At 67.9% G+C, this 17297-nt stretch carries 12 protein-coding genes; 3 read left to right on the top strand and 9 right to left on the bottom strand.

The window, feature by feature from the left end:
• Positions 1-56: 56 nt before the first annotated feature.
• Entirely contained in the window at positions 57-1238 is a 1182-nt protein-coding gene (locus ACK4MH_RS01340) for a cell wall hydrolase (protein ID WP_409713602.1), read from the bottom strand.
• Positions 1239-1421: 183 nt separating this feature from the next.
• Here ACK4MH_RS01340 and ACK4MH_RS01345 point away from each other — a divergent pair, with 183 nt between their 5' ends.
• Positions 1422-4715, top strand: a complete 3294-nt coding sequence (locus ACK4MH_RS01345; protein WP_409713605.1) for a PAS domain S-box protein — start codon at positions 1422-1424, stop codon at positions 4713-4715.
• A gap of 63 nt (positions 4716-4778) precedes the next feature.
• On the opposite strand, the gene ACK4MH_RS01350 is transcribed toward ACK4MH_RS01345, so the two are convergent.
• Both ACK4MH_RS01350 and ACK4MH_RS01355 read right to left on the bottom strand, forming a co-directional pair.
• Positions 4779-5135, bottom strand: a complete 357-nt coding sequence (locus tag ACK4MH_RS01350; protein WP_135194882.1) for a DUF6481 family protein — start codon at positions 5133-5135, stop codon at positions 4779-4781.
• A gap of 251 nt (positions 5136-5386) precedes the next feature.
• Positions 5387-5572 (bottom strand): hypothetical protein, encoded by a 186-nt coding sequence (locus ACK4MH_RS01355; RefSeq protein WP_135194881.1) that lies wholly within the window; start codon positions 5570-5572, stop codon positions 5387-5389.
• 449 nt (positions 5573-6021) lie between these two features.
• Here ACK4MH_RS01355 and ACK4MH_RS01360 point away from each other — a divergent pair, with 449 nt between their 5' ends.
• Positions 6022-7173: a cell wall hydrolase gene (locus tag ACK4MH_RS01360; protein WP_409713609.1), complete on the top strand. Its 1152-nt coding sequence runs from the start codon at positions 6022-6024 to the stop codon at positions 7171-7173.
• Between the two features lie 27 nt (positions 7174-7200).
• Here the strand turns inward: ACK4MH_RS01360 and nadC are convergent, their stop codons facing one another.
• The 4 genes from nadC to nadA are packed head-to-tail and all read right to left on the bottom strand — an operon-like array spanning position 7201 to position 11580.
• On the bottom strand, positions 7201-8061 hold the full coding sequence (nadC, locus tag ACK4MH_RS01365) for a carboxylating nicotinate-nucleotide diphosphorylase (protein WP_409713612.1): 861 nt from the start codon (positions 8059-8061) through the stop codon (positions 7201-7203).
• A complete protein-coding gene (locus ACK4MH_RS01370; protein ID WP_409713615.1) occupies positions 8058-9572 on the bottom strand; it encodes an L-aspartate oxidase in 1515 nt (504 codons plus the stop codon). The genes nadC and ACK4MH_RS01370 overlap by 4 nt, the downstream gene beginning before the upstream one ends.
• Entirely contained in the window at positions 9569-10444 is an 876-nt protein-coding gene (locus ACK4MH_RS01375) for a metalloprotease (protein ID WP_409713618.1), read from the bottom strand. Before ACK4MH_RS01375 ends, ACK4MH_RS01370 begins: the two co-directional genes overlap by 4 nt.
• Positions 10445-10500: 56 nt before the next feature.
• The gene (gene nadA / locus ACK4MH_RS01380) at positions 10501-11580 is read right to left on the bottom strand and encodes a quinolinate synthase NadA (RefSeq protein WP_409713621.1); all 1080 of its coding nucleotides are present in this window, start codon (positions 11578-11580) and stop codon (positions 10501-10503) included.
• A gap of 204 nt (positions 11581-11784) precedes the next feature.
• Here nadA and ilvA point away from each other — a divergent pair, with 204 nt between their 5' ends.
• Positions 11785-13299, top strand: coding sequence for a threonine ammonia-lyase, biosynthetic (gene ilvA, locus ACK4MH_RS01385; RefSeq protein WP_409713624.1), 1515 nt, complete (start codon positions 11785-11787; stop codon positions 13297-13299).
• A 55-nt stretch (positions 13300-13354) separates the two neighbouring features.
• Here ilvA and ACK4MH_RS01390 read toward each other — a convergent pair whose 3' ends face one another.
• Positions 13355-16534: a TonB-dependent receptor domain-containing protein gene (locus tag ACK4MH_RS01390; RefSeq protein WP_409713627.1), complete on the bottom strand. Its 3180-nt coding sequence runs from the start codon at positions 16532-16534 to the stop codon at positions 13355-13357.
• A 312-nt stretch (positions 16535-16846) separates the two neighbouring features.
• Complete coding sequence (locus ACK4MH_RS01395) at positions 16847-17245, bottom strand: host attachment family protein (RefSeq protein WP_135194872.1); 399 nt, start codon at positions 17243-17245, stop codon at positions 16847-16849.
• Positions 17246-17297 lie beyond the last annotated feature (52 nt).

Below are 17297 nucleotides of genomic sequence, written 5' to 3' on the forward strand. Positions count from 1 at the left end.
ATGTCCGGGCAGGGGCATAAATGCCCAGACCGGTCAAAGCGTTGCAATGCGGGATTTCAGTTCGCGGGACGACCGACTTCTTCGACGTCCATGGTCGCCACGCCTTCCGGCGCAGGCGCGGCGGGCTTGGGCGCGGCTGCGGGCCGCTCCAGGGCGGTCAGGCGGGCGTTGATGGCGGCGACCTCGTCACGGGTCGGCAGGCGACGTCCGCCCAGGCTGACGACGCCGACGACCCGCTGCTGACCATCGACCTCGACAGTGCGCAGGGGGGCGTCCTTGGCTGGGGCGTCGGGGTCGGGACCGCCGGTCGCGGCGCCGGCTGCGATGGTCATGCGGGGCCGCGAGAAGCGCGCCTCGTCGATGACCGGCTCGCGGCCGTTGTAGACTTTGCGGAAGGCGGCGGTTTCGCCATAGACGCCCTTCCAGCGATAGAAGATGTGCGCGCCGATCTGCGTCACCTTGGCCACCGTCGGCGCCCACCAGGGATGCACATAGTCGGCGTGATAGTGGGTGGCGGTGCCGACCTGCTGGGCGACCTCGCCGTTCAGCGCCTTCTCCGCGACCTTGCGGGCCCGATCCCAAGCCCAGCCGACCGGCGCCTGGGCCAGCGAACCGTCGCAGGTGAAGCTGAACTGGCAGCCCGTGGTCCGCTCAGCGCCCTCGAACACCACGCCGCAGACGGTGTTGGCGTAGTTGGGATCGCGGACCCGGTTCAGCACGACCTGGGCCACGCCGGCCTGGCCGCTGTCCGGCTCCAGCGCCGCCTCGAAATAGACGGCCTGGGTCAGGCAGCGCAGAGCGCGCCTGCGGTCGTCGGCGCTGCCCTTGAACACGAACGGCAGGGCGGGACGCAGCGCGCCGGACGCGGGGGCCAGGGCGGCGTTCAAACGCTGGGCCTCCAGCCCGCTCTTGCCCGGCTCCAGACCCGGCTTGCCCGCCAGGGTCAGGCTTTCCCAGCCGGGCGTCAGTCCATACAGGGCCGGCTGCAACAGGTTGGGATCGTGCCGCATGGCCATGGCCAGTTGCGACGGGGTCAGGCGGCCCCTGATCGCCGCCAGACCGCCCTCGCCCAGATCGCCGCCGGTGATGCGCGACACGGCCTCGGCGGTGCGGTCCACGTCCGGGCGCACACTCGACCCGGCGGCCATGGCGACGCCCAGCACAGCGCCGGCCGCAGGCAAGGCCGCCGCCGAACGCCGTAGCGCCGTCCACATCGTCTTCCAGGGCAACAGGGTCATTCACCGTCCACAGCCGCGATCGGCGCAATCGCCTCTCGCTGAAACCGCGCATCTATTCGGACTTATAGGCCATTTTCCGGCGATCCGGCGACCGTCGTTACGGCGACCCCCGCTGCGCAACGGGGGTGGTCGCTCGAAACGCAAGGTGTAAAGCTGCGTTCCAGCTTCGCAAACGCGACGCTGATGGGGCAAACCGACGGTATGAGCGCAGGCGTATCGAAACGGCGTATCGCGGGCATGGATCGCTGGCTTGTCGGATTGGCGCGCCTGCCGACGATGTCGCCGCTGCGTCGCGTGCTGATCGGGGTCGGCATCGCCCTGCTGGGTTTGGTCGTCCGAGCAGCGGCCTCTCCGCTGTATGGCGAGGTGACAGGGTTCACCATCCTGCTGCCGGCCGTCACCCTGGCGGCGCTTGCGGGCGGCTGGACCGGCGCACTTGCCGCCCTGGCTGTCTGCACAGGGGGCGGTTGGGCGATCGTCGCCCTGACCACCACCGGCCGAGACGGCATCCTGGACGCCATAGGCGGCGCGGCGACCTGGAATTTCGTGCTCGTCGGTCTGTTCATCGCCGCCGTGGGCGCCTCGTTGCGCAGCGCCATTTCGCGACTGAGCGAAAGCGAGACGCGGTTCCGTCTGCTCGCCGACACGGCCCCCTCGCCGATCTGGCTGCTGGACGCGAACGGCGAGTTCGAGTTCGTCAATGCGGCGGTCTTCGCCCTGCACGGCCTGAGCGTGGAAAAACTGCGCGAAGGCGGCTGGAAGTCGTCGGTGCATCCCGACGATCTTGAGACCGTCAAGGCTGCGGAGAAGGCGGGGGCTGCGGATCGACAGCCCTTCGAGATGGAGGCGCGGATCAAGGGGCAGGACGGCCTCTGGCGCTGGATGCGGGCCATCGTCCGCCCGCGCTTCGACGGCCAGGGCGTCTTCCTGGGTTATGCCGGGATTTCGTTCGACGTGACGGAGACACGCGAGGCGCTGGATACGGCTGCGCGCGCCGAGCGTCGCCAGGCCTTCCTTCTGAATCTCAGCGACCGGCTGCGCGACCTGACCGATCCCGAAGAGATCATGGCCGATGTCGAAAGCGCCCTGGGCGCCCTGCTGGACGCCGACCGCGTCGGCTATGGCGAGGTGGACCAGGCGGCGGGCATCGTCTCCATGAGCCGCGACTGGACCGCCGGCGTCGCTAGCGCCCAGGGGCAGTTCAGCCTGAACGCCTTCGGCGAGGATCTGATTACGGATCTGGCCGAAGGCCGGACCATCCAGATCGAAGATGTCCGAGAGGATGCCCGCACGGCCGCCTTCGCCGACGCCTTCGACGCCATCCAGACCCGCGCCCTGATCCGCGCGCCGCTGATCCGCACGGGACGGCTGCGCGCCTTTCTCTATGTCCATTCCGCGACCCCGCGTCGCTGGACCGAGGCGCAGGTCGCCCTGGTCGAGGAGGTCGCCGCCCGGACCTGGGCCGAGGTCGAGCGCGCCCGCGCCGAGAACGAGACCCGGGAGAGCGAGCAACGCTTCCGCGCCATCGCAGACACGGCCCCGGTCCTGATCTGGGTCACGCAGCAGGACCGCACCCGTGCCTTCGTCAACCAGGCCTATGTCGACTTCTATGGCGCGGACTATGAGACGGTCCGCACCCTGGACTGGCGCGAGGCGCTGCATCCCGACGACCAGGCCCGCATCCTGGCGGAATCCGTGGCAGGCGAAGCGACCCGCGAGCCGTTCTCGATGGAGGCCCGCTATCGGCGTCACGACGGCGAATGCCGCTGGCTGAAATCCTTCTCGCGCCCCCGGCTGAACGGGTCCGAAGTGGTGGGCTTCGTCGGCGTGGCCTTCGACGTCACCGACATGCGCGCGGCCCAGGCCAGGCTGGAGGAGTCCGAGAACCGCTTCCGCATCGTGGCCGACAGCGCGCCGGCCCTGATCTGGATGAGCGACGACGCCGCCCAGATGGTGTTCGCCAACAGGCGATACCGCACCTTCTTCGGCGTCAAGGCCGACGGCCATCTGCCCGATAGCTGGCGCGCCCTGATCCACCCGGACGACGAGGGCGTCTTCGTCGGCGCCTTCATGCGGGCCTTCGAGGCGAGGGATCGGTTCGAGGCCCTGACGCGGGTCAACCACCCGCTGTTGGGTCTGCGCTGGCTGCGCAACGAGGGCGTGCCACGCTTCGACGCCTCGGGCCAGTTCCAGGGCTATGTCGGCGCCTGCCTGGACGTGACCGACGCCAAACGCGCCGAGGACGATCTGAAACGGATCAACGAGCTGCTGGCCGAGCGCGTGGACGAAGCCCTGATCGACAAGGCCCAGGCCGAGGCCCAGCTGGTTCACGCCCAGCGGATGGAGGCGGTCGGGCGGCTGACCGGCGGCGTGGCGCACGATTTCAACAACCTGCTGACCGTGGTGATCGGCGCCCTGGACATCATTCTGCGCAGCGACGATCCGGCCAAGCGCAAGAAGCTGGGCGAGGCGGCCCTGGCGGCGGCGCGACGTGGCGAGAGCCTGACGCACCAACTGCTGGCCTTCTCGCGGCGCCAGGCGCTGAGGCCCGAGCCGATCGACCTGAACGCCCTGATCCGCGAGAGCGAACCCCTGCTGCGTCGCGCCGTCGGAGAGGCGGTGGACTTCAAGGTCAAGCTGAAGCGTGGCGGCGCATGCGCCAATGTGGACCCGGCCCAGTTCGAGGCGGCGCTGCTGAACCTGATCGTCAACGCCCGCGACGCCCTGGGCGACGTGACGGGGGCCAAGAGCCGCCACGCGCGGATCACGGTCCAGACGCGGGCCTGCACTGTCGAGGCCGGCCAGGTCGCAGAGCTGCCTCCCGGCGACTATGTCTGCGTCGCCGTGTCCGACAATGGCGAGGGCATGTCGGCCGAGGTCCGCGACCGGGTGTTCGAACCCTTCTTCACCACCAAGGGCGTCGGCAAGGGCACGGGCCTGGGCCTGAGCCAGGTCTATGGGTTCGCGCGCCAGTCGGGCGGCGGCGTCCATATCGAATCGGAGCCGGGACAGGGCGCCGAAATCTGCCTCTATCTGCCGCCCCTGTCCGCCGAGGATGCGGTGGCGGCGCCGGTCGCGGCGTCGGGAGACGACGCGCCCTTGGCCGAGGGCGGGAGGATGTTGCTGGTCGAGGACGATCCCGGCGTCGCCGCCGTTGCGCTGGAAATTCTGGAAGGTTTCGGGCTTGAGGTCGATTGGGCCGAGACTGGCGACGACGCGCTGAAGTTCCTGCACGCCGACCGCTTCGACGTGATGCTGACCGATGTGGTCATGCCGGGCGGCATGAGCGGGGTGGAACTGGCGCGCACGGCTGCGGTCGAGTGGCCCGAACTGCGGATCGCCCTGACCTCGGGCTATGTCGGCGAGGATGTGGATGCGGTGCTGGCCGATACGACCTGGCCGCTGCTGCGCAAACCCTATTCGTCCGACCAGTTGCGCGCCCTGCTGGAGCGCATGAGCGCCGCGCCAGTGACCTGACGGGCAAAGAAAAACGCGCCGCAGAGCTGCGACGCGTCGATCTTTTCAGCAGTCGGCGTGCGCCTAGCGGCGTGCCTTGCGCGCGGCGTAACGGGCGTCGCGCTTTTCCTTCTGCTCTTCCTTGGTCAACTGCTTGCGCGCCTTGCGGTCGGCGCGCTTCTCGGCCTCGATCGCTTCCTGAGCGGCGAGATCGGCAGCCATGCGGGCGGCGTCCTTATCGGCCTTCTCGCGGCGCTGTTCGGCCTTGGCCATCTCGTGTTGTTGACGCAGGGCTTCCTTTTCGGCGGCGCGCTTCTCGGCCAGCCGATCGAATTCGGGGTCGGGCGCAGCGGCCTTCGGCTTGAATTTGGCGAGCAGGGCCTTCTTGGCCTCCTGCTGGGCGGTAATGCGGTCGGAGAATCCGGTCTTCAGATCTTTCATGCGAAAGCGTCAGGGTTCCTTGTGAACGGCCAGGGGCGGCCGTCGGGGGTCAGGCGGCGAAAAAAACGCGCATCCCGAAGCGGGGGGCACAAAACCGATAAGCGGGCGAAAATCAAGGTTCGCCGCCAGGAAATCGGTCCTGCGAGGCATTTGGCGTGCGATGGCGTCGCCATCGACACGCCTTTCCTAAAGTAGGCCGCGCCCGCCCGATGGCAAGGGCCACCATCCGAACGGGCGCGGTCGGCGCCGGGTCAGTTCGGCTTTTGCGCCTGGCCCACGGCCGTTCCAGCGGCCCCGCCGACGGCGGCGCCCACGGGCCCGCCCACGACGGCGCCGGCGATGGCGCCGCTGGCGGCCTTCTGTTCGATGGTTGCGCCACAGGCGGCCAGGGTCAGGGCGGCGGCGACGGCGGCGGTCAGAACGAGTGTTCGGGACATGGTGCTTCTCTCCAAAAGGCCAAGCTTGAACGCGAACGCGACGCCGCGGTTCCGGCCTTTCGCTTTAGTAGCGATTACGCGCGGCGTCACATTCTTGAACAGACAAAGACACCGCCTTTAATCTGCTGCACCGCAACACGTCGTTCGACGGGCAGTTTCTGTGTAACCGAATACAGTATTCGGTAGTTCGATTATGCAGGATGCGCCGGATTTCCGCCACAAGCCGTCACCCATCTGAAAAATACCTAGTCGTTTCGCCACCTTAACCATCGGATTGCGAATCGAACACATTGAGGCCATAAAAGGCTGGCTAAAGGCCCGTCCTCGACGCCCGGGCCAGTGAGCCGAGCGCCGGAATTTGCAGGCTGGAATGCGACCGCAGAGTCGCCTCGCCGGCAAGACTACCCCCGGGGGCCGCGTTTCTCGCCCTGCTGAACAGGACTACCTCGTTGTCGCATTCCTCGCAGACGCGCGCCATTCTGCGCGCCGATCGTGTGGCCAAGATCAAGCCCATGACGGCCGCCGCAGCCTTTGGCGGTCTGGTGGGACTGGCGATCGGCTGCGCCTATCTGGGCGGCACGACGGCGCGCGCGACGACGCTGCGCGCCCAGGCCGAACGGATTCAGGGCGCGACCGCCGCCGGTTTCACCGAAGAGGCGCTCGCCGCCGCCGCAGGCGGCCTGGACGCCAGCGCCCTGACCATCGCGCGTCGCCACGATCCCTATACCAGCGCCGGCTCGGCCCAGCGCGATCGACAGGCCGAACTGCTGGCCGCCCGTCTCGAACAACTGCGTGCGCCCGGCGACGCCAGTCTGCGCCGCGCCAGCCTGACCGCCCCGACCGCCGCCCGCCCCTTCCAGATGGCCAACGCCCTGGACGCCAGCCGCGACCTCGATTGCCTGACCCAGGCCGTCTATTATGAAGCCCGCGGCGAAGGCGGCGACGGCATGAAGGCCGTGGCCCAGGTCGTCCTGAACCGTGTGCGCCACCCCGCCTTCCCCAAGACCGTCTGCGGCGTGGTGTTCCAGGGCGCGGCCCGCAGCACCGGCTGCCAGTTCTCCTTCACCTGCTCGGGCGTGATGCGCGGTCGCGTCAACCAGACCGCCTGGAACCGCGCGCGCGCCGTCGCGTCGGACGCCATGTCGGGCTCGGTCTTCGCCCGCGTCGGCAACGCCACCCACTTCCACACCACAGCCGTCGCGCCGGGTTGGCGTTCGTCGCTGATTCAGGTCAGCCAGGTCGGCAGCCATCTGTTCTATCGCTTCGGCGGGCGTTCGGGCTCCAGCGGCGCCTTCACCTATGCGGCGCGCCCCTCGGCCCCTGCGGAACAGCCGCGCCTGATCCAGGCCGGCCTCAACCCGGTCGAGACTGCGCGTCAGGCCGGACAGGCCGTGGCCTATACGATGGTGCTGGCGCAGGAAGGCCGGTCCCTCCCGGCTCCCGCCGCCCAGCCGGCGACGACATCGCGCCCGGCGGCCACGACCACGCCGACGCCAACCGCCGCCCGCGCCGCCAACGCCCAGCCGGTTTCCCGTCCCGCGCGTCCGGCCGAAGCCCCCGTCAAGACCGACATCGTCGAAACGGCCTCCAGCCCCGCCTGATCGGCCCAGGTCTGGAGGGTCTGGCGCCTAGAGCGCGTCCAGACCGATGTCGAGAACCGGGGCCGAATGGGTCAGGGCGCCGACCGAGATCACGTCGACGCCCGTCTCGGCGATGCCGCGCACGGTCGTCAAATCGACCCCGCCCGAGGCCTCCAGCACGATCCGCCCGGCGACGCGCGTCACGGCAGCCCGCAGGTCCGACAGGCTGAAGTTGTCCAGCATGATCACGTCCGGCGCCGCGCCCTCGTCGATCAGGGCCAGAACGGCGTCCAGCTGATCCAGCCCGTCCACCTCGACCTCGACCTTCATCAGGTGCGGGGCGAAGGCCTTGGCCCGTCGCACGGCCTCGGCGACCCCGCCGCAGACAGCGACATGATTGTCCTTGATCAGGATGGCGTCATCCAGGCCGAAGCGATGGTTCATTCCGCCGCCGCAGGCCACGGCGTGCTTTTCCAGCGCGCGCAGACCCGGCGTGGTCTTCCTCGTATCCGCGATCCGCGCGCGCGTTCCCGCGACCGTATCGACATAGGCCCGCGTCAAGGTCGCCACGCCGCTGAGCCGCCCGACGAGGTTTAGCGCCGTCCGCTCGGCCGACAGGGAAGCGCGGGCGTCGGCCTCGACCACCGCCAGCACCGCGCCCGCCTCGAAGGCGTCGCCGTCATTGAGGCGCACGTCCACGAACGCCTTCGGATCCATGGCCAGCACCGCCAGCCGCACACAGTCGATCCCGGCCAGCATGCCCGGCTTGCGCGCCGCGAACGCCGCCTTCATGCGCGCGCCCTCGGGAATGCAAGCCATGGCGGTCACGTCGCCCGCCCGGCCCAAATCCTCGGCCAGAGCCAGTCGCACGACGGGTTCGATCAGGACATCGGGAAGAGACCGGCTCATTCCGCCGCCTCCAGCGTCGCCGGGCGCGTGATACGCACCCGCGTATGGTCGGCGCGCGCCGCCGTCTGAGGATAGTCCGAACGATAATGACCGCCCCGGCTCTCGCGCCGATCCAGCGCCGCCTGGGCGATCAGCCGCGCCGCCAGCAGGACGGCCGCCGGCCCGTGCTGGACCTCCAGCGTGTCGATCAGGGCGATCAGGGCCGACAGCCCCGCCGCATCGCGCACCACGCCCGCATGGGCCGTCATCGCGGTGCGCAGTTCAGCCATCGCCGCATCCGGCAGATCGGGCGCGATCTCGACCGGCGCAGCACGGCCGCCGCCTGTTTCCAGGGTCGCCGCCACGCCCGCGCGCCGACCGAAGGCCGCCGCTTCGAGCAGGGAGTTGGAGGCCAACCGGTTGGCGCCGTGCACCCCCGTCGCCGCGCATTCTCCGACCGCATAGAGGCCCGCAATCGTCGTGCGTCCGTCCTCGTCGGCGGCGATCCCGCCCATGTGATAGTGGCAGGCCGCCATCACTGGAATGGGACTGACGCGCGGGTCCAGGCCGCTGCGCATGCAGGCGGCGAAGACGGCGGGAAACTCGTGCGGGAAGGCCTCGCCAATGGCCGTGCGCGCATCCAGAAAGGCGCCTCTTCCCGCGGCCCGCGCCGCATGAACCGCCCGCGCCACCACGTCGCGTGGTTTCAGATCGGCGTCGCTTTCGTCACCCAGCAGGAACCGCCCCTGTCCGTCGATCAGCCGCGCGCCCTCGCCCCGCAGCGCCTCGGTCGCCAGAGGCGCGGGGTCCAGACCCACGTCGATGGCGGTGGGGTGAAACTGCACGAACTCGGGATCGAGGATTTCCGCGCCGGCTCGCGCGGCCAGGGCCATCCCCTCGCCCTTCAGCGCCGCCGGGGTCGTGGTCGCCGCGAACAGGCCACCCGCGCCGCCGGTGGCCAGCACCACGGCCGTCGCCGTGATCTCGATCAGACGGCCGCCGCGCATGATAACCGCCCCGACCCCCCGGCCGTCGCCGTCCTGCAGCAGGCCTTTCAGTCGCGCATCGTCCCACACCTCGATCAGCTTCTCGGCCCGCACCGCCGCGACCACGGCCGACAGGATGGCCCGCCCGGCCCCGTCGCCGCCGACCCGCGCCACGCGCGGAACGGAGTGGGCCGCCTCCAGGCTGACGACGAAGCCGCCTTCTGCATCCCGGTCGAACGGTGCGCCCAAGGCCGCCAGCCATTCCACCGTTTCACGCCCCGCCTCTGTCAGGGCCCGCGTCGCGCCCGGATCGACCAGGCCCGCGCCCGCCGCCTCGGTATCTTTCGCATGGCGTTCAGCCGAATCCTGAGCCGTCAGGGCCGCCGCCATACCGCCCTGCGCCCAGGCCGACGAACAGGCGTTTAACAGCGGCTCCGGCGTCACCACCAAGACCTTGGCCCCCGCCTTGGCCGCCTCCAGCGCGGCCGACAGCCCCGCCAGGCCTGCGCCGACGATCAGTGGGCCGTCATGCCGCGTCCGGTTCATCCGCGCACTCCGAGATAGTTCAGGCCCAGTTGCACCGCCCCGGCCGGATCGCCCCCGGTCATCGGCATCAGGGTGCCAACAGCGGCCGCCGCACATACGGCAAGGGTCAGCAGATAGAGCCCCAGGCTCTTGCCCGCCTCGGCCCAGCTCAGCGTGCCCCAGGCCGCGCGCCAGACGCCGCGCTTCAGATGGCTGAACACCGACAGGGCCAGGAAAGCGGCCAGGATAAACCGGCCGGTGGACAGTCCCCACCAGACCACGGCCACACCGATGACCAGCAGCACGATCTGCTCCAGTCGCGGATGCACCCGCGTCAGCACCGGCCCCAGAGCCTTGGACCCGTCCAGCGGCGGCGCGGGGACCAGGTTCACCAGGTTCAGCATGGCGATGAAGAAGGCCCCCATCAGCCATTCGCCCTGCCCCAGCGCCATCCACACCCCGACGAAGGGGATCATGGCCAGCAGGCCGAAGGCCGGCCCGGCGAGCGACACCAGCACGCCGTCCCATTCGCTGCGGGGCTCGCGCCGCGCCTTGGCCAGTCCCCCCAGGAAGGGAATGATGTAGATGCGCGCCGGCCCCATGCCGAGCTTGTTCATCGCCAGGGCATGCCCCGCCTCGTGGACGAACAGGCCGATCAGCACCGCGCCCGCCACGATGGCGCTGCCCGTGACCCACCACAGGAAGCCGCCCATCAGGGCCGTGGACAACAGCGCCCAGACCAGGCTCTGATCCTTCTCGACCGGGGCGTCGATGGCGGCGCGTTCGACCTGCGCCTCACGAACGGCGGCGTCCTCGGGCCGAGCATCCCAAGGACCGGGCGTGCGGCCAGAGGGGCTGAGGGGCGTGGGGTTTGGGGTGTCGGTGTTGCTCATGGCGTCCAGATGGGCGCGGACGACCGTCCCGTCGCCGGGACCGATCGCCGCGTCGCTCAGATCAGCTCCACATCGACGTGATGCCGCGCCTTGACCAGGTCATAGCGCGCCGGAACGGCGGGCGGCGGCAGGTCGATCATCCGCTGCACGGCCATGCGCCCGCGCTCGATCATCTCTTCCGGCACCGTCACCTCGAACTGCATGTGCAGCAGACAGTCGCGGATATTTTCCAGCGTGATCCGCTTCATGTGCGGGCACAGGTTGCACGGGCCGATGAACTGCACGCCCGGCACGTCGCCGGCCACGTTCGAGGCCATCGAACATTCGGTGATCAGGACCACCTGTTTGGGCCGGCGCGTCTCGACATAGTCGGTCATGGCCGCCGTCGAACCGGCGAAGTCCGCCGCCGCCAGCACGTCTTCGGGGCATTCCGGGTGGGCCAGAATCTCGGCGCCCGGATAGGCGGCGCGCATCTCGGCGATGTCGTCCACCGTGAACCGTTCGTGCACCTCGCAGCGGCCCTTCCAGGCGATGATCCCGACCGTCGTCTGGGCCGCGACATTGCGCGCCAGATATTCGTCGGGGATCAGGATGACCCGATCCACGCCCCATTCCTTGGCCGCCCATTCGACCACCTGAACGGCGTTGGCGCTGGTGCAGCAGATGTCGGTCTCGGCCTTCACATCGGCCGTGGTGTTCACATAGGTCACGACCGGCAGGCCCGGATAGCGCTGCTTGATCAGCCGCACATCCGCCCCCGTGATCGACGACGCCAGCGAACAGCCCGCCCGCAGATCGGGGATCAGCACGGTCTTTTCCGGGCTCAGAATCTTCGAGGTCTCGGCCATGAAGTGGACGCCCGCCTGGACGATGACCTTGGCGTCCGACCGCGCGGCCTCCTTGGCCAGGCCCAGGCTGTCGCCGACATAGTCGCCCACCCCGTGGAAGATCTCGGGCGTCATATAGTTGTGGGCCAGAATCACGGCGTCGCGCTCGCGCTTCAGCCGGTTGATCTCGCTGATCAACCGCGCCTGGGCCGGCCACTCCAGCGGCGTGACGTGGTCCTTGACCTTCGCCCACACCCCCGCGGTCTCCCGCTCCAGTTCCTTCGTCAGACCAAAGGTGCCGTCCGCCATGACCGTCTCCCTAGACCCTTATGCTCAAAGTTAGCATAAGCAGGAACAATGTAGGCCGATGCGGACGCGGCGCAAGAGGAAATGCAAAGCCACACTCCGCAAGCGCCGACGGCTCGGATTTGCAAAAACCGTTCCCAAGACGACCGAGTTCGCCTAGATGACAGCCCACTTCTTTGCCGCTTCAAGCCTATTCACGACATTTCCATGCAGGACACCATCCGCCGCATCCTCACCGCCCGCGTTTATGACGTGGCGGAGGAAACGCCTCTCGACCCGCTGCGCCGCCTGTCGGCGCGGCTGGACCGCCCCGTCCTGCTGAAGCGCGAGGACCTGCAGCCGGTCTTTTCGTTCAAGATCCGCGGCGCCTACAACAAGATCGCCGCCCTATCAGAGGACGAGCTGTCGAAAGGCGTCATCTGCGCCTCGGCCGGCAATCACGCCCAAGGGGTCGCCCTGGCCGCCGCGCGGCGCAACACGCCCGCGACCATCGTCATGCCGACCACCACCCCCGGCATCAAGGTCGCCGCCGTCCGCGCCCTGGGCGGCGAGGTCGTGTTGCACGGCGACAGTTTCGACGAGGCCTACGCCCACGCCCGCCATCTGGAAGGCCAGACCGGCGCGGCCTTCATCCACCCCTTCGACGATCCCGACGTGATCGCCGGCCAGGGCACGGTGGGGCTTGAGATCGCCCGTCAGCACGCCGACCCCATCGAAGCGATATTCGTGCCCATCGGCGGCGGAGGTCTGGCCGCCGGCGTCGCCGCCATCGTCAAATTCCTGCGCCCCGACACCCGCGTCATCGGCGTCGAGCCGGTCGACGCCCCCACCATGAAGGCCGCCATCGACGCCGGCGAGGTCGTGACACTGAACGAAGTCGGCCTGTTCGCGGACGGAGTCGCCGTGCGCCGCGCCGGGGATCACACCTTCCGCCTGTGCAAGGACCTGCTGGACGAGATCGTCCTGGTGGACACCGACGCTATCTGCGCCGCCATCAAGGACATCTTCGACGACAGCCGCGCCATCGCCGAACCCTCGGGCGCCGTCGCCCTGGCGGGCCTCAAGGCCTGGGCCGCCGCCCATCCCGGCGCGGGAACGCTGATCGCCGTCAACTCGGGCGCCAATCTCAACTTCGACCGGCTGCGCCACGTCGCCGAACGGGCCGAGATCGGCGAGGGCGCCGAGGCCCTGCTGGCCGTGGCGATGAAGGACGACCGCGACGACTATCGCCGCTTCCTGGATACGCTGGACGGCCGGTCGGTGACCGAGTTCAACTACCGCTGGTCCGGGGACGGCGACGCCCAGATTTTCGTGGGGGTGGCGCTGCGCAACGGGCCGCACGAGCGTGACGACCTGATCGCCGCCCTGCGCGCCGGCGGCTACGCCGTCGAGGACATGAGCGACAACGAAACGGCGAAACTGCACGTCCGCTATATGGTCGGCGGCCGCACAGTCGGCCTGCCGCACGAACGCATCCTGCGCTTTCAGTTCCCCGAACGGCCCGGCGCCTTCCTGCGCTTCCTCAACAGCCTCCAGCCCGCCTGGGCCCTGACCCTGTTCCACTATCGCAACCACGGCGACGACGTGGGCCGGGTGCTGGCCGGCATCAGCGTGCCCCCGCAGGAGCAGGATCAACTGTCCGCCGCCCTCGCCGACCTGGGCTACCCTTACGTGGACGAGACCGCCAATCCGGCCTGCCGGCTGTTTCTGGACGGCGCCTGACGAGCAAAAGGGCGGCGACCGTTTCCGGCCGCCGCCCCTCTTTTTCTGACGGTGATCAGAGCTTCTTGTTGAACCGCACGAAGACATAGCGGCCACGCGCCGAAACCGGGGTCGCCACCGTGCTGAGGAACGGCTCCTCGTCCGTCAGGTTGTTGACGCCCAGGATCAGGTCGCTCTTGCCGTCGATGTCCCAGGACAGCGAGGCGTCGTGGGTCCAGATGGGATCGTTCCACGGCGCGTCGAAGGACACCGTATTCTCGATCTCGACGCCCGAACGCGTCTGCTTGCTCTGATAGTTCGAGAACAGACCGGCGGTGAAGTCGCCCACGCTCCAGCGGACGGAGGTGTTGACCACCCACTCGGGCGAGTTCAACTGCTCCTTGACCGGATTGGCCAGGCCAGCGTCTGCGGCGAACGGGAAATCGTTGCGGTCCTCAAGCCAGGTGCCGCCGACACCCAGGGCCAGCGAACCCCATTCCGGCTTGCCGAACGTGTCCATATTCAGCCGATAGACGGCATTGAAATCGATGCCCGACGCCTCTAGCCCCGCGAAGTTCACCTTGCTCTGCTGCAGATAGTCCAGGCCGCCCTGGGTCAATGAGCCGGGGCGATCGTCGCGGCTGAGCAGAGCGCAATACTGGTTGGCGATGCTTGGCGCGTCATAGCAGCTGTTGACGATGTCCTGGTCCGAGACCGAGGCGATGGCGTTCTCGATCTTGATGTTCCAGTAGTCGGCCGTCAGCGTGAAGTTCGGGATGAAGCGCGGTTGCAGCACCACGCCCGCCGTCCAGGAATCCGAGGTTTCCGCCTGCAGATTGGGGTTGCCGCCGGCCGCGCCGAAGAATTGGGCCGTCAGCGGGTCTTCGAAATCATAGGTCGAGCCGACCGTCACGCCGTAACGGGCCAGATCCGCGCGGCAGTTGGCCTCACGCGTGCTCGTCCCTTGGGTGATGTTCTCTGCCGAGCAGGGATCGATCGGACGGAAGCCGGACGTTTCCAACGGCGTGAACAGTTCGGCGATGTTCGGCGCACGCACGGCCTTGGCCACGCCCCCGCGGAACCGGACGTCGGTCACCGGCGCCCAGATCAGGTCCGCCTTGAAGGTCTCCGTATTGCCGATGTTGGTATAGTCGCCGAACCGGGCTGCGGCGTTCAGGGTCAGGGTCTCAGCGAACGGCAGGTCCGCCAGCAGCGGCAAGCTGACTTCCACGAATCCTTCCGACACCTCGAACTCGCCGGAGACGGCCGCCGTGGTGGCGTAGCGGAAGGTCACGCCCTGCTCGTCATAGTCGTTCGGATTGAAGTCGCTCTGTTCCTTGCGATACTCGCCGCCGAGGGCGAAGCTGATCGGGCCGCCCGGCAGGCTGAACCAGCGCGACAGATCGCCGGCCAGGAAGCCCGAGACGACCGTCTGCTGGATCAGGGAGGTGTCGGTCGCCAGCGGTCCGACGAAGGCCGAGGCTTCCGGGCTGACATTGCCCAGCCCGAACAGGTTCAGCGGGCGGCAATCCGAACCCGCGCCCGGCGTGAAGGTCTGGAACGGGTTCGGCACAGGCCCGCCGAACCCGGGATAGAGGCCTGAAATGGGCGGCGCCGCCGTGGGATCGAGGGTCGAGCGGCAGACCGCCTGGCCGGTCACCGGATCGGTGACGGCGTCAAGGGCGGCGAAGAAGCGGTCCTCCAGCCGCACGGCGAAGGTCGTGTCCCGCTCGGTGCGGCCATAGTTGAACGACAGCTCGTATTTCCAGCCCAGATCAAGCTCGCCCCGCGTGCCGACCACAGCGCGATAGGTGCGGCGGTCGCTGACGGCCTTGGGATCGAAGATGTCGATATGGTCGCGCGAAAGCGCGATCTGAGCCGTTCCCGCGACGCTGGGATCAGCCGCGATCTCGGCATCGACCAGCGCCCTCAGCGCCGCCGGAATGAAGGGGTTGTCCAGCGAGATCGGGATGGAGTCGTCGTAGGTGTTGTAGGGGCTGAAGGTCGTGCCCTTGTTCCACGACACATTGATCTCGACGAACGGGTTGAAGAAAGTCGAGAGGTTGTAGTTGGCCGTGAAGCTGACCGAATAGCTCGACTCCTTGGGCAGCAGGCTCTGGTTGTCGAACACTTGCGCTGCGCCGTCGCCGCCCGACTGGTTGGAGGAGCCGGCATAGAGGCCGTCCTGGAAGGGCCGCAGCTGCCCGGTGACCGGATCGACGGTGTAGCAGCCATAGCCGAGCTGACCGTTGCGGTTGGTGTTGCAGTCGGCGCTGACCTGCGGATTGGAAAAGAAACCGGCCGGATCGGCATAGCCGTCGCCGTCCAGATCGATGCCGATCAAACCGCTGGTGCTGGAGATCGAGAAGCGGGGATCGGCGATGAAGGCGCGCGGGGTGGAAGATCGGGCGCGAGCGATGAGCGATGCATCCACGACCGCAGTTGGATTTGCGCTCACGAACCCCAGGATTCGCTGGCCACGCACTTCGGCCAAAGTATATCCCGCCGGAATGGGATCGCCGACCTGGAAGAAGAGCGCGGGGTTGGTGTAGTCGTCGTAGGTCCCGTTGTTTTTCGAATAGCTGCGATCCCCGTAGTAGAGCTCCGAGCGTTCGTTGCCCTGCACCCCGATCGTGAAGTTGCCGCGTCCATTGTCGAAGTTTCGGCCATGCAGCAGCGAGATATAGAACTCCTCGGCATCGCCTTCGCCGGACAGGCCGCCCTGCACCGTCATCTCGGTGCCCTCGTAGTCGTCCTTGAGAATGAAGTTGACCACGCCGGTGACCGCGTCGGACCCATAGACAGCGGAGGCGCCGCCGGTCAGGACTTCGACACGTTCGATCAGGCCGGCGGGAATGCTGCTGACGTCCACGGCGGCCGATCCGGGCACGCCGGCGACGTAACGTCGCCCATTGACCAAGGTCAGGGTGCGCTCCGGCCCCATGCCGCGCAGGTCCAGGGTCGCGGCCCCGCCGTCTGCCTGGGCCGAACTGGTCGAGGATTGCAGCGCCGGGATGCGATCCAGCAGGTCGGCGACCTGCGTCACGCCCTGGGCCTCGATCGATTGCGCCGTCACCACCTGGACCGGCTGAGCCGCCTGTGTCGCGGCGGTCGCAGACAGGCGCGAGCCCGTGACCACGATCTCATCGATCTCGGACGGCTGGTCCGGAGTAGATTGAGCGAAGGCAGGCGTCGAAATGGCGCCCAGAATCGATCCGCCAAGCAGGATCGAGCGGAAAACCGCTTTTTTATGCATGATCATCCCCAATCATCGCGAGAGGAGTCGCGATGACTGCAAGGATTTTGCTGCAATGCAGCAGGCGTCAATCGAAGATCAACGAAATGCTGCAACTTTGTGGCAATGCTGTCGCATTTTGACCACAAGGACTAACGCGACGGATGATCGCCAGCACGTCGTGAGTGCTGAGATTATTTCGCGATTTCATCGCTGTGGACTCACCCGCTGAAACAGAAGAGCCGCATATCGCACTGCGGCGATATGCGGCCCTTTCAAACGTCGGCGACAGGTCGATCGCGCATCCGAAATGCAGCGACCGACAGATTTAGGTCACGCCTTGTCGATCGCCGCAGCGATCTGATCGCTGGAGTGCCCCGTCAGGTCCTTGGCGATTTCGCCGACCAGCTTGGCCTGAAGGTCCTTGTGCCAGTGCTTGCGCAGTTCGCCCAAGGTCTTGGGCGCGGCAATCACCAGCAGTTCGTCGATCTTGTTGGTGACCGACCATTTGTTCAGCACCTCTGCGACGCCCATGGCGAAGCCGTCTTCGGCCTGGGTGTCGTTGTCGGGATTGGCCTCATTCGAACGTCGGCCGGCCGAGCCGGAAACGCGATCCGCGATGGGGGGATTTTCCAGCGGCGTCAGCTTGATCTCCGAGGCGTTCGTGTTCTTGAACAGGGCCAGCTTTTCGCCGTCGACCACCGCCACCAGCGCGCCATTGGAAAGTTTCATCGTCGATACTCCAGTCTGTAGGGATGCCGATAACGAACCGGAGCCCCGGCCG

This window comes from Brevundimonas sp., assembly GCF_046295075.1.
In the GTDB taxonomy this organism is placed as follows: domain Bacteria; phylum Pseudomonadota; class Alphaproteobacteria; order Caulobacterales; family Caulobacteraceae; genus Brevundimonas.